Below are 15,763 nucleotides of genomic sequence, written 5' to 3' on the forward strand. Positions count from 1 at the left end.
TCGGATTTGAGGTTAAAAGTTTTTTCATATAATGGGTGTGAATGTATTTATTTTTTATGATATGCGGGGTTTGCAAAGAACCCCGCATATTATCTTTAAATCATCATTTAAAACGGCCGGGCTAAGAATAATCCATAGCTCACATTCGGTTCCAGCAAATTGTAATCAAGCCCTGAAGGTATGCCATCACCTGTAAGATCAGTTACATTGTATCCGAAGTTCGGGAAGGTAACATCCGGTTCCATAACGTTGAAATCGTCACCGTTTATTGAACCACTCTGATCGACATCGCCACTATAAATTGTCCATACTCCGTCAACAAATACCATCTGAGGATTCGGGTTGAACAGATCAGGGTAGGCCTGAGTAAGATCAGAACTGAAGTCGTAATCACCATCAGACATCGGTACAGCCGCTGCACTCCAGGTTTCAAGTGTATTCTTATAAATTACTGAGATGTAATAAGAGGCACTTCCTGAAGCATCATCGAATGTACAACTGATCAGTCCATCAGTATGCAGAAGTCCTCTGAAGGTATCAACCGGTTCATAGGTCGAGGCATCATTCAGTATGATGGACACGGTGTCAACTTCAGACGGATCTGAACTTCCAAGTTCAGTCTGTAACACCGACTTCATAAATCCTGGATTAAACTCATCCATGTAACCTTGTATGAACACGTGCACATCAAAGGCAACTGAACAACTGTTGATGGTAACATTCGCAGTTACTACGCTGTCACAACCTGTCGCATTCGTGTAAGTATGTACATATGCACCGGACGAAGTAACTGTACCACCCCAAGGCAAGATATAGCTATCACATTCTGTTACACTGAATGAAGTTGGAATAGAAGGCAAATTAATGTAAATGCTGCCGGTTGCCGAACCACCACAACCAAACTCATCCTGATACAGGTAGGTAACCACGTGGCTTCCTGAACTGTAAGCAGCCGGATTAAACACCGTGATGAACGGACCATTATCTACCTGATAAAGACCGCCAGACGGTGACCCATTGGTGAGTGTAAATGAAGCTGCATTCTGACAAACATCAGCAAAAGGAGCCAAAGCAACAACCGGTAAAGCATGTACTGTTATCAATTGGCTATCACTTGCACAACCCAATGAAGTGGTATACTTGATGTAATGAGGACCTAAACCAGCAGTACTTGGATCAAAGTAATAATCAGGTCCGAAAGTAAATGTACCTGCACCGCTTAATACACCACCGGGCTGACTCGGGAATACCTGGATCAAACCCTGATCCTCGCAATAGTCAGATCCAAGACCGAAGAACGAAGCATCGGCATTGATAACCTCCACTGTAGTAGTGGCCGAAGAAGAGCAACCACCGGCATTGGTAACTGTAACTGTATACACGGTAGTAGCATTAATGCCACTTGCACTTGCAGGATTCGCTGTTGAATCAGCGATCGTTGCTGCGGGAGACCATGAATAAGTTAAAGAAGTTGGAGGAAGCGGATTGAAACGGAAACCATTTCCATCTCCCGGCCAGGCAGCAGAGGTAGTTGTAGAGTTACCGGATCCATTTAGCGCATTGATGTAATGATCGGTTCCGCCTGTGGCATCTTCTATACCTATTGCAGCTGCAAACGATATTGCGCCCGCTGTGGGTCCGTAAATCATCTCAATCCTGCCAGGACTGGCTGATAACGGTCCGTAGATATTTATCTGGAACGAAATCAGAATTGAAGTAGTCGTGCTAAAGCTTGATCCTACTGCCTGATCCCATTGGAAGGCATAAACTTGTGTTCCAATTAAACCATGTCGCATGCTACCCGGGAATCCTGCTCCAAAATTCGCACCCATATCTTTAAACCATGCAGCGATCGTATTATTTGGAAGTGTAGTGGTAAACAAATTTCCTGCAGTACGATCAGGTCCGGCAGTAATCGCGACATTTCCGTTTCCTGCGCCTATCCAGCCATTGGTTGACATGGTCATCTGATTAAATGAAGAACCGTTATAAGTAAATGCAAATGGCAGCGTGATTAACACACCCCCATCATCCTGACTTCCGGTACTAAATCCGGTGAGTAATTGCGCAGCATCATTGATAGTAGTGATACCTGCACCGGACAAAGGTGTATACACCTGGCCTGATATATTGCTTAATGAATAATTATTGACCATAGCTCCTGCCTGGAAGGCATTAGCCGTTAATGTGCTGGATCCGCCTGCGCAAATGCTTGCAAGATCAGCCGTAACCGAAGTAATGGTGGGTGGGATCAACACGGCAACTACTGCTGTCGTGGTGCTTACACAACCATTTCCATTTGTTCCGGTAACGGTATAAGTAGTATTTACTGTTGGATTGGCAGTTACAGATGCACCTGTTGTAGGCGTCAATCCCAGGGATGGACTCCAGGTGTAAGTATTTGCACCGGTAACACTCAGTGCTACGCTTCCACCCGTACAAATCGACGGATTAAAAGGTGTAACAGCTAACACAGGCAAAGTATCAACTGTAACAGTGCCGGAAGCAAACATAGTGTCGCCACAGAAATCAATCACCATTACATTATAGCTGGTTGTTGATACCGGTGACACCGTAATAGAACTTGTGGTTGCACCACCAGGTGACCATAAGTAGCTGTAAGGATATCCACCACCACTTATTGAAGTGGTTAACGTAGTGGAACCACCTGCGCAAATGGTATCTGAATTCACTGAAACCACTAACGGCTCACCTACGTGAACGGTAACCGTGTCAGTTGAACTACATGATGTAATGGTATCCGTTGCGGTGACTGTGTAGGTAGTAGTTCCTGCAGGTGATACGTTAACCGTATTACCCATCAATGAACCTGGCATCCAAACCCAATCATTTGAACCGGTAGAATTTACGCCGGTAACAGCATTAAACTGGAAGACAGGACGGGTTCCGGTAGTTGTCGGGTTAGAACCTGTAGCAACCGAACAGGTTGTATTGTTGGCCACTGTTGACATGAATGGCGTTGCAAAAGTTTGCAAAGTAGTACCACTTCCACTACCAGCTACGGTGAGGTCACCGCAGATGTTAATCAGGATGTTTGACATACCATCCCAGTAAAATGATGTTGCGAAAGGATGATTATTCAACCCGGTAACAGGTGTCCAGACAGGTATTGAATACACAGGGCTTACAGGATCGGTAAGGAAAGTAGTGGTCATTGCCGTTGCACCGGTATTTCCCATCGAGATAACCATATTGCTGATAAATCCGGTTGGGGAATTGGTAACAAACAATCCTAAGCTTTGAATATCACCTGCTGTGATACCGGCTGTAGCCAGTTCACTCTGTAAAATCAGGTATTGACTTCTGATCGAGATTCCAGTGGTGGTACCCGTACGATATGGTGTACCTACTGTGTTAATCTTTGATGCGGCATTATCAGAGCCAAGGATAACATTCGCATTGGCAAAATTACCGCTGACAGCTTCAAGTGTACTCGTTCCACCGAAGCAAATATTAGAAGGTGTTGCAGTAACACTGCTGATATCCGGATTTGGATTCACCGTTAAAGTGCCTGTTGTGTCAATGGTGGCACAACCTGCAGTTGTATCAGTTGCAATAACAATGTAATGATAGCTGCCTGCGGCAGTAGGCGTAATGCTTACTGACTGACCGCTTGCAGAACCCGGGATGCCACTTCCTGTGGCAGGAAATGCGGTCCAGCTATATTGATAATTATTGGTAGTTCCGGTTTGAACTGCCGTCACAACCGTGCTTGAACCCAGGCAAACAGGTGAAGGTGCCACAGAGGCAGTAACCACATCAGGTTGCGTTACCGTTGAAATCACTCTAACCCTGTTGCTTTCGCACTGTCCGTTAAATTCAGTTACATAGAATGTATCCGTAGCGTTGATGGTGTATGCAGTAAGGTGATTCAATGTTTCGCCTGAAAGCGCTGTTCCACCTGAAGGATTCAGATACCAATGGTAACCGGGAGTAGGTAATCCGGAAGTTGATGTTACATACACTGACGGAACGTCTAATCCGCACTGTGTCGAATCATGACCGATCGGATCTGTAGGTACAGGAACTGAAACAACATTCACTGTATCGGATTGTGTACATCCACCTGTGCTGGTTGCTGTTACAGTATAGACAGTGCTGGTAGTCACATTCGTAGCTACAGGATTTTGCGCATTCGCATTGTCGAGGAACGTTGGAGGTAACCATGCATACGTGAAGTTAACAGGTGATGAGGGCGCAAACCGTACAGCATCATTAGTAAGTGTCCACGTTGTATTCGCGTTACGTGCATTATCCACCACTGCTACTGTTCCATCTGCATTTTCAATGCCCTGCGTATGCGGATTCCAAATTGCTCCGTTTGGATTCTGCGGCATAGAAGTAGTATGAATTTCAATAATATTGCTTGACTCATACAGCACAATCTGAGTAGTAACAGGATCTCCGCCACCACCGGTAGTTGAGTGGTGACCCACTGCATTATATCTCACTACGAAAACATGGTTGATACCACTTCCCTGAGTAAAGAAATCAATGGTGCCACCAACGGTAGTGTTTAAATCTTCCCATGCAGCCGCAATCAGGTTATTTGGAGTGGTAGCACTTGGCAGAAGTTGTCCGGAGCAGCAGCCTGAACCCGGAGCAGCATCAAAGGAGATAAATCCGTTTGTGGAAATAGTAACTGTTGAAAAAGTTGTTCCGAAGAAAGTAAAGTTGAAGCCAATCGGTACTCCGGCCAGGGTAGCATCATCCCCGGAAGGTCCAGGGGAGGTAGATACAGACGGAACAACCGGAGCAAATGAAGTACTTGTTAAGGAATATCCTCCCGTAATCGGCACCGAAGCTGAAGCACTCAACTGTGAAGTTGCATTCGAACATACAGTAGAGGGTGAGGCGCTGGCAACAAGTGTAATCGTTGGAACTACCGTAACTGTTTGTGTGGCAGTAATGGTACAACCATTAGCAGATGAGGCTGTAACCGTATAGGTGGTGGTGGAAACCGGAGTAGCAACCACTGTTGAACCGGTAGTTACATCAAGACCTGTTGCAGGTTCCCATGTGAAGGAGGTAGCTGTACCTGTTGCTACTAAAGTAACACTACCGGTACCGCAAATTCCTGCGTTGGCAGGAGAAGGCGATATAGTTACAGTAGGTGTTGGATTAACAGTAACTTGAACTGTATCAGTGGCGATGGTGCCGCAATTATCCAATACAGTTACTGTATAAGTAGTAGTACTCAAAGGAGAAACAGTAACACTTGAAGTTGTATCTGACAAGCCTGGTGCCCATGTGTAATGGAATGGTGCACCACCACCGGTAACGGAAGCTGTCAAAGTAGTGCTATGCCCCGAACAAATTGCTACATCAGGAACACTCACTGAAAGAGGATCCCCTACTGTAACCGTAACACTGCCCGTATCAGAACAACCTTCCGGGTTACTCACAATTACATTGTAGGTAGTGGTGGCAGGTACTGACACACCGGTGGGATTCTGCAAAGCAGAGGTGAAACCGGGAGGAACACTGTACCAACTGAAAGAATTATTCGAAGCGGGTTGATTAACCGCGATATTGTCAATAAACCAACCTGCTGCACCTGTACTGGTATCACTACCAAAGCGCCAACGGAGCTTGATAGAATGACCCACTACGGCTGCAGGAAGATTGATAACCGTATTGATATAAAGACCACCTGTATTTGTTGCCCATGCGCTGCGGCCTGCAAGTGGATTACTGAAGCTGGAAGAAATGGTACCTACATAACCACCGCTCACAAAGGATCCACCGGCGGCAAGAATATCGGTAAATGTTCCACCGTCAATGCTGATTTCAAGAACACCACCGTCAAAGAAGCTGGTAGCACTTTCGAAAGTATACATCTGGGAGAAAGTGAGTGTGGCAGGACCCGCAGCAACTGTGATGTTGGGCGATTCAATGCGCTTGTCACTTACCGAAGCAGGATCATCAATGAAGATAGCATTGGGCGATGAACTCGGTGAAGTAATAGTGGTAACCCATAGAGGAGCTGAACCGGAAATGTTGGTGGCAGTCCATCCTACAGGCAATGCGGGTGCAACAACTGCGTCGAAGTTTTCTGAAAGTGCAGTTGCAGGAGATGATGACGGACCTCCAAACAAGTTTACAGTGCCATCCGCACAAGCGGTGGTAGCACTTGCGGTTGCAGTGGCAGTACCAACACCAGGACTTACCGTAATCACAGCAGTCGCCGTATTCGTACAGGTTCCATCATTTGCAGTAACAGTATAGGTAATGGTTGAAGTAGGTGAAGCATTTACACTTGCTCCGGTAGTTGGACTCAATCCGGTTGCAGGAGCCCATGTATAAGTGGCTGCAGATCCGGAAGCTACCAGGTTAACCGTGCCTATGCCGCAAATTGTAGCAGAAGAAGGTGTTACAGAAACCGTAGGAACCGGGTTAACGGTAACTGTACTGTATGCCGTATCCTTTACACCGCAATTATCGCTCACTATTACCTGGTAGACGGTTGTGGTAGCCGGATTTGCATTTACGGTAACTCCAGTGGTAGCGCTTAAGCCCAAAGCGGGAGACCATTCATAGCTAAATGGCGTGCCGCCGCCTGTTGGAACTGCAGTAAGCGTGGTTGTTTGACCTGCGCAAATGGCAGCAGGCGTATTAACTGTTAAATCTAAAGGAGCACCTACCGTTACCGTCGTATTCGCTGTAGCTGTACAACCATTGCTTGGATCATTGACAGTTACCGTATATATAGTGGTAGTTGTCAAATTTGTTGTTGCAACCGTTGCGCCTGTGCTTGTCACCAAACTTGAAGCAGGAGACCATGCATAGGTAGCACCTGGCACTTCAGGAGGTGTTGTACTAAAGCGATAGCCATTTCCATTCCCCGGCCATGCTGATGATAAGGTAGTAGAAGTAGGCGTTCCATCAAGCGCATTCATAAAGTGATTGGGTGTGCCGCCTGTAGCATCTTCCAAACCAATAGCAGTACCAGTGGCAATGGCACCCACTGCAGGACCATAGATGAATTCAATTCTACCCGGAGCCGATGACGCCGGACCATAAATATTAACCTGGAAAGAAGTCAGGATGCTTGAACCGTCGCTGAAACCACTTCCCACTGCTTTATCCCACTGGAAGGCGTATACATCTGTTCCGATCAAACCATGACGCATACTTCCTCCACCTGTCGGAAAGTTGGCACCCATATCTCTGAACCAAGGTGCGATTGTATTATTCGGAAGTGCATTAGCAAATAAGTTCGCAGGGGTACGATCAGGTCCGGCAGTTATTGTTGCCATGCTGCTTCCTGCGGCCACCCAACCATTCGTTGACATGGACATGGTGGTAAAGTTGCTTCCCAGGTAATTGAAGGTAAATGGAAGTGTTATCAAAACACCACCATCATCCTGAGATGCATTACTGAATCCCGCAGTCAACTGAGCTGCCGTATTTATGATGGTTATGCCACCACCGCTAAGCGTAGTATATGTTTGACCGGTAAGCGAAGAAAGTGTAAAAGGAAGGCCAGTCTTAAATGGTAACGATGCCGACGCTGTAAGACTTGAAGTTGCATTATTGCAAATAGAAGACGGAGTAGCCGTTGCCGTTAAATTAATCGGACTAGCGATGATCGTAAATGTACTGGGTGTTGAAGGATGCGTAGTTACTGTATTTACATTTGTAGCAACAGCACCACTGGCGTTAGAACCGATATTAGGAGTTGGCAGTGTATCCTGAGCAATAATGTAGTAACTAATCACATTGCCTGTTATAGCACCTCCAAAGTCAGTACTAACAATGTTAAATGACCATGTACCATTTTGACCGGTGCCGGAGGTAAGCGTTCCTGCTTGTGAGAAGTAGTTAATACCGTCTTTACTGTAGTAAATTCTTGGCACGAGAACTCCCGTAATGGGTACGCCGGAACCGTCAGTAATGGTTGCAGTTAGTGTTCTGTCTGCGGTGCAAGCGTTTGAAAGTGATGAATAAGAAATTACAGGAGCAGTGAGATCCAACAACACACCGCTGAATTCATCAGCACCCATATCCGGCGCACTGCCGCCTGTCGGGAAACCGGCAGTACCACCTGGATAACCCGCATTACCATTACGAATATGACCATCATAGTCATCCGTAAAGGTGGCAATATTTGAAGCGCCACTTTCAACTTGTGTGGTTATACCAGTAACCATGTGCAGAAATCCTGCATTGGCACCCGTGAAACTCTGGAAGTAAACACCAGGTGTTGATGACACCGTTTCTGAAGCAGATGCCTGATCGCGTGAAGACATGAAAGTCTTCAATCCTGAATAAGATGATTGCGGATTAGTAAAGGTAGTTACCGTTCCTTCAACATACAGCAGATTACCTGCTCCCGGTGTTCCGGCATAGAACATATTATTATTCGATGTATTGGCATAGTTAGCCGGAATTGTTGCCGCAGTTCCCGAAGATCTTCTCAACGCTGCCGTATTAGTAGCACCATTGAAGGAAGAAAGATTAACTATTATATTATTCCGCAGGTTTAATGTTGCTGATGTTCCAAAGAAAACACCGCTACTGCTAAACAAAGCACCGGAACTCGAGGCATTAAGGTAAACTGTATTATAATATACATTATTCGTTGTACCACTTGAAGCATTGATACCTATTACTGCATTCGCAGCATTTGCAGCAGATGCACGTAGATCACCTATCAGGTTATTAGAAATATTGGCAGTTGTACCACCAGTAATATTAACGCCTGTTACAGTAGGTCCTGTACTTGTGGTAGACAGATCATAAATTTTGTTCTTGAAAATATTATTGGTAGTTCCGCTTGAAACGATGATACCTACAACAGTACCAGAAGTACCACCGGTTGAACCCGTACTGTTCAATGAATAAATCTGATTTCCACTGAATTCATTGGTTGAACCGGTAGATTCAGAGATACCTCTTAAAGTAGCACCACCTGCGCCGCCTGCTGTGGTGGAGAAGTTATAAATCTGGTTGTTCTGGAAAGTTTTCAAACCTGAAATGCCAAACTCTGTGATACCGGTAATGGTACCTGTAGTTGGTGTAGACAGATTGCGAACCACGCAATTGGTTACCGTAACGTTTACCGCTGATGAAAGACTGTAAATACCATCCATACTTCCGGTAGATGCTGCAGCCGTCCAGCTTAAGTTTTCCACTGTATCGGCGTTGGCATTATAGTTAGTTGGACTGGTGGTCTTAATACCGCGCCATGAACCACTTGCACCTCCCCTGCTTAAATTGTAAACTCTGTTGTTATTGGCATTGGCTGTAATAGGTGACCCTGTTTCAATCATTACGTGAGTACCTGTTCCGGCCAGTGAATTTGCACCCGTACCAGTAATTTTATTGCCGTTTACATTCACTGTTGTGGCTGTGGCTGTATTGCTTATACCTGTAAACACACCTGTTGTGGCAGTAGAATATCCGCAATTAACAATATTGTTACTGATAGACACAGTGTTGGATAAAGCAGTACTTCCAATCACGTTATCAATACCGGTACAAGCAGAAGTAGTTGCACCACTCTGAATCGTAACCGTATTGTTATTGATGGTCGCATTTCCGCTGGTACCTGCCTGGGCAAAAATACCACGCAACGTTGTCACGTGATTTACACCTGATCCATTATTATTGTTAACTGTGTTGAAAGAAATATTTACACTCCATTGATTATTGGCCCTGATTCCTGCTGAAGGATTTGCTGCTGCAGGGAGACCGCCAAAATTAAGTACCGTATTTCCTGTTACGGAAGAACTACCGCCAATGTCATTTCCTATGTCACCCAGGAAGGTTGTAGCAACCGGTGAAGGGCCAACACCTGAAGAAGCTGCAAAACCGGATAATCCGATACCGCCGTTACCGTTGTTGGTAGTGTTTGAGTAAAACTTATTATTTGAATTGGTACCGTTGGTAGCTAATGTTCCACCGTTAGTTGGTGTAAGTGCTGTTGTTGCAGCAGCTACAGTGGAGTTCATCACTTCAATACCCCATGAGCCATCGAACATCGGACCTGAAGCAAGTCCATTATTGATACGCTGCATGTTGAATATACAGTTCTTGATGGTGTTATTATTACAACCATCGCCGGCAGTTCTCTTGAAGAATGCTAGACCAAATTCTGCAGCAACGATATTAGTTGCGCCGTTACCATCGGTAAATGTTAAACCGTCAATGGTTACAAAGTCAGCACCATTCAGGTAGAACAGACCATCAGGTGTAGCAGACGGACCGGTGGAAGTACCAGCAGTTGCATTAAGCGTAACAGCACCGGCGGCAGATTTTTGAATGGTAAGTGTATTTAAAGCACTCAACGTAGGATTAAGTGTTGCACTACCGAGGGCTATACCTTTGGCAGGGGTTGTTTCACTATAGCCTGAAGTCACATTAAATATTACCGCGCCGGCAATGCCATTCGTGTTTACATAGCTTGCAGCGGCCGCAATTGTCTGGAAGCCACAGTTGGAAGGTATTACATACGTACCTGCGGCAAGTGCACCTGAAAGTGCTGATACTACATTCGCTGTAGAAGTAGTCGCGCATCCGTTGCTGTTGGTAACAATTACTGTATAGGAACCTGCTACGTTTGTAGAGTATGTTGTAAGGCCGGTACCCACATTGGTTACGCCATTCAACACCCATTGGTAAGTAGTAATCGTACCACTGCCTGGTAAAGCAGCAGCAGTAAGTGTTACACTGCCTCCGGGATAAAGGGTGCTGGCAATGTCTGTTCCACAACTCGATGAAAGCGTAACTGTAGGTGAAGCATTTGTATTAATGGTTATGCTTGCGGTATCCATGCAACCATTACCATCATTCGTAATTACAGAATAAGTTCCTGCACCTGCAGTAATCGTATTGGTAGTGGCTCCACCCGGCGACCACAAATAAGAAGTGGCTGCAGGAGTTGCAGATGCTGTTAGTGTAATTGTTCCACCGGTGCAAACTGATGCGCTGGAAGGTGTAATAATCGCATTCGCATTATTAATTGTTACAACCGTTGCTGCTGATGTTGAAGAACAACCCAAAGCCGAATAGGTTACAGTTATTGAATTAGAAGAAGATACCGTGATTGTATCTGTAGTAGCACCGGTGCTCCACAGAATACCTGAACCGCTGTATTGCGACCACAATTTAACAGCACCCGGGCCGCAGAAAGTAAGCGGACCGTTAACACTGATGATTGGCACAGCAGGTGATGGATTCACCGTCATGGTAATGCTATTGGAAGAAGCTGGATTAGGGTGGCACATGCAAAAGTTGCAGAGAAGTCGCAGGTGATTACATCGCCATTCGCTAATGTTGCGGTACTATAGCTTGCATTGGTTTCACCGGAAATAGGCAAACCTCCTTTCATCCATTGATATGTTCCACTGCCGCCGGTCGTGATGGAAGTAAATGTAACGGAAGTGCCTGAGCAAATAGTAGTTGGACTGATAGTGCTGATCGTGATGCTTGCAGTGATAGCACCGGTCACAGTCATGTGAAGATGGTTCGATGTTGCAGGATTGCCGCTTGTGCATGCAGCATTTGAAGTCAACACTACCCACACAGAATCCTGATCAACTATAGCAGAAGTATTGTAAGTTGAATTGGTTTCACCACTTACCGGAGCACCATTCAGGTACCACTGATAAGCAGGTGCGCCACCACCATTTGTTGGTGCAGCTGTGAAAGTAACAGATGAACTTGCGCAGATGCTTGTGCTCGGAGTAGATGCTACAACAGATACAGGAAGAATCGGATTAACCGTCATCTTAACCTTATTGGAAGTGGCAGGATTTCCTGTCAAACATCCAGGGTCGTTAGAAGTAAGTACAACCGTAACTGAATCATTATTCGCAGGTGTGTAAGCATAAGTAGCTGAACTTCCGTTTTGAACAGAAACGGTATTCAGAAAGAATTCATAATTAGGTGCAGCACCGCCATTGGTAGGAGTAGCTGTGAAAGTTACAAGCGTACCTGCGCACACAGGGTTAACGTCTGCAGCCAGCATTACACTTACAGGAACGGCCGGGGCAATCGCGATAACTGCACTGCCTGTTTTATCACCAGATTGTGCTGTACATACTGCACCATTATCAACTAAAGTAGCAATGGTATAGGTATGACCGGAAACAGGTGAAACAGAAACAGTAATTGGGCTTGAAGAACCACTGAATATTGTTCCATCATCTAAAGTACCACTCCATGGTCCGGTGCCTGTAACAGCAATCGAAAGATTCGTGCTGCTGCCTGTACAGATAGTAGCATCACCACTGATGACGCCGGTAACAGAATTAACGTTAACTGTAGAAGTTCCGCTTGACGAACATCCAGCGGCTGTAGCAGTAGCTGTATAAGTGGTAGTTGAAGATGGTGTTGCAGTTACTGAAGTACCTGTTGAACTGCTTAATGTACCGGAAGGTGACCAAGTGTAAGAATTGTTTATTAAAGTGGAATAAGCAAGTACAATGTTTAAACGGGTTGTTGATGCGGTTGGTATTACTGTGGCACTGGCAACCAATGCCTGTAAAGTAGTCGTTCCAGACAGTGTACTTGTGTGAGCCTCAATATTTTTATTGTCTGCCGCGGCAGTAAAGACGGTAATTGCATTATTAGCTAAATCAACACCATCCTGACGAACCTCAAGAATAATGTTAGATAAACCATCCCAGGTAAATGAATTGTCAAAAGGAATAAGATTGGTACCGATGTTATGTGTGTAAGAAGTTGGTCCGTAAACGAGACTCATTCCTGTTGTTTGGAATGCGCTAAGAGTTGAACTACCGGTGTTACCAATGTAGATGGAGAAATTAGTGTTGTTACTTGCATCACCTTGCGTAGTGGTAGTATAGGTAACTGAAGAAATTACAGACCCTGCACTTAATCCGGCTGCGAGTAATTCTGTTTGCGTATAAATGGTTTGATTCCAATATTGTGCCCAACGGTTACAGAATGCTGTAGGTTGTGTTATTGCTCCGGTAAGTGAAGTGCCGGTGCCTAAAGTCGCATTTCCCGATCCGCTAGTGGTTCCACCGCTTGCAGTTAAGCCGACTGAGCCACCGTTACAGATAGTTGAAGTGAGACGGTGTAACGGTTACTGTTGACGGTGTAGGATTTACTGTTACTGAAACCGCTGTTGATGTTCCACTGCAAGGTCCATCAGTAACTATTACTGTGTAGGAACCGGATGTGGCGGGAGTGTGTGTAGCGTTTGTTGCTCCAACGATGTTTGTTCCGTTACGCGCCCACTGATAGGTTGGGCTAACTCCGTTAGTGCTTGCTGTAAGCACTTGTGTTCCTACAGTACAAGTTGAGATCGGACCGGCTGGAGAAATAGAAGCTGACGGTGTTGGATTAACTGTGACCGTACTGGTTCCCATTGCAATCGTTCCACACAAGTCTGTTGCGGTTACGGTATAAATTGTTGTAGCAGTAGGATTCGCTGAAACACTTACACCTGTTGTTGGTGTCAATCCTAAAGACGGAGCCCAGGTGTATGTAAATGCTGGTGCCCCACCGGTTACTACTGCTGTAAGAGTTGCGGAATTGCCCGAACAAATAGTTGGGCTGTTTACCGCTACACTCATCGTACCAGCCAATGATACAGTGGCTGTAGCTGTTGCTGAACAACCACCATTAGAAGCAGTAACGGTAAATGTTTCTGTTGCAAGCAATGCATTGGTTGCAGTATTTTGGCTGGAAGCACTTACGACATCGCCTGAAGGAGACCATGCATAGGACAGTGAAAGTGATGGTGCAGTAAATGTATAAGTTGTTCCTGTTGGGAAATTAACTGCTGATGAAACGGATGTATTTTCTGTGACGGTCGAGGTAGTAGAAGTATTTGGCGGGCTCAAAGGTGTTACACTTCTGTAATTACCTGAAGCTCCTGAAATACCTATTGAAGCAGTAGTACTTGTAAAGGCAGCACTGGTAGCACCATAAATGAATTGAATGATGCCAGTGGTTTCGTATAATTTTACCTGTAAAGAAATGGTTGGCTGTCCTGAGTTACCGGAACTTCCAACGTGCATACCTGTCCATTGCACCGTTAGAATTCTACTTCCAACACTTCCGGTGGTGAGATATTCTACAGCCCCGCCTGTTGTATTATTATCTTCCCAAAGCGGAGCAATAATTTTGGCTGTGGTAGCAAGCGCATTAGCTGAAAAGCCGGTAATCGTAGGGGATGTATTGCCCAATTGAATCATTCCATTGGAAGAAACTGCGAAAACTGTTTCAGAAGTTCCATTATAATTAAAACTAAAGCCAATGGGCAGATTGCCAACCCCAACATCATCGCCGATAGCCGAAGCTCCTGCAGATGTTCCGGAAATTGCTACATATGTACCAGTTGCCCCTGCAAAAGTGTACGTATTCGCAAGTGATGCTGTGTTCTGCACATAAGCTGACGAAGTAAGATTTGAAGTACCACCACTGCAAATAGCTGAAGGGGTGGCTGTAGCTAAAACATTTTGCGGAGTTACTGCAACTGTTATTGCGGCAGTAGCTGTATTAACACAACCATTTGCATCCGTTCCCGTTACTGTATAGGTTGTAGTGGACGAAGGTGTGGCACTTACAGAAGCACCCGTTGTAAGATTTAACCCTGCTGCCGGAGCCCATGTATAAGTTGAAGCATTGCTTGCTGTTAAACTAACAGCACTGCCACCAGGTGTACAATAGCTGGCAGATGTTGGAGAAGCTGTCACTGAAGGCAAAGGATTTACTAAGACCGATTTTTCAACCGTAGTCATTGTAAATGGACCTCCGTTGTTACAAATAACATCGCATACATAATAAGTTGGAACAGTAAGATTACCAGTTGCCTGGGTAGCTGCTGTACCCATATTCGTAAGGTAAGGGCCACCAGGTGTGGTACTTGACCTCCACTGATAGGTGATTGAAAGATCTGTATACACAACACTAAGTGACAAAGTTGTTCCCGTGCCGGTACAAACTGATGCCGCACCATTAATGGTTGAAGTTGCTGGAATACCTGTGCATACGGGTGCAGGTATACCATCAAATTCGTCTGCTCCAATATCAGGTGCAGTTCCTCCTCCATTTGTTTGAGTAAGGTAACCCGGATTTCCCTGGCGGATCGTGCCTTCAAAGTCATCTGTGATACCAGCGAGATTTGCTCCACCACTTTCTAATTGTGAGGCTGTTGCAGGATCTATCTTGAGGAAGTTGGCATTACCACAAGTAGTACTCAGGAAAGAAGGTGCTACTGAAATTGCATTAACATCACGTGTAGAAACAAAGTTTTTATATGTACCTGCACCAGGACCAATGGCGGTGAAGGTGTTGGTACCATCAGTATAAATAGTAGCAGCAGCAAAATCATTTCTGTTTGAAGTTGCACCATAAGTTCCGATAGTTGCAGTAGAACGTCTGTAAGCAACTGCTAAACCTGCTCCAACAGTAGAAGATGTATTAACAAAAATGTTGTTGTTAAATGTAACGGTGGGTGTTGTAGAAACCGAAATCGCGCTTGAACCGAATAAAGTAACGCTACTTGTGGCTGCTAAATTTACCGTGTTGTCGACAACATTAACTGTAGTACCACCTGTTATATTGATACCATTAATCGGATTGGCAGCATTTGCTGACGGAGCACGTAAATCCCCAACTCTGTTATTGCTGAGAGTTACTGTTGTTCCTGCAGAAATTAAAATACCATTTACAGTGCTGCTTGCATTGCTGCCGGAAATATCACAAATGGTATTCTTAAAAATGTTCTCTGTTGTTGCTGCACCACCTGCTGAAATACCAA

General features: G+C 45.2%; 3 protein-coding genes. All 3 read right to left on the minus strand.

What is annotated here, in order from left to right:
- Positions 1-107: 107 nt before the first annotated feature.
- On the minus strand, positions 108-11,252 hold the full coding sequence (locus tag IPO83_19320; protein MBK9733409.1) for a hypothetical protein: 11,145 nt from the start codon (positions 11,250-11,252) through the stop codon (positions 108-110).
- Complete coding sequence (locus IPO83_19325) at positions 11,210-12,733, minus strand: hypothetical protein (protein ID MBK9733410.1); 1,524 nt, start codon at positions 12,731-12,733, stop codon at positions 11,210-11,212. Before IPO83_19325 ends, IPO83_19320 begins: the two co-directional genes overlap by 43 nt.
- A 313-nt stretch (positions 12,734-13,046) precedes the next feature.
- On the minus strand, positions 13,047-15,763 hold a 2,717-nt coding region (locus IPO83_19330; GenBank protein ID MBK9733411.1), incomplete at its 5' end, for a hypothetical protein.

The organism is Chitinophagaceae bacterium (assembly GCA_016717285.1).
In the GTDB taxonomy this organism is placed as follows: domain Bacteria; phylum Bacteroidota; class Bacteroidia; order Chitinophagales; family UBA10324; genus JACCZZ01.

What these genes read in the sequence shown, in the direction of transcription:
- IPO83_19320 (MBK9733409.1), bottom strand. Translation starts at nt 11,252, where the DNA reads ATGTGCCACCCTAATCCAGCTTCTTCCAATAGCATTACCATGACGGTG.
- IPO83_19325 (MBK9733410.1), bottom strand. Translation starts at nt 12,733, where the DNA reads ATGAGTCTCGTTTACGGACCAACTTCTTACACACATAACATCGGTACC.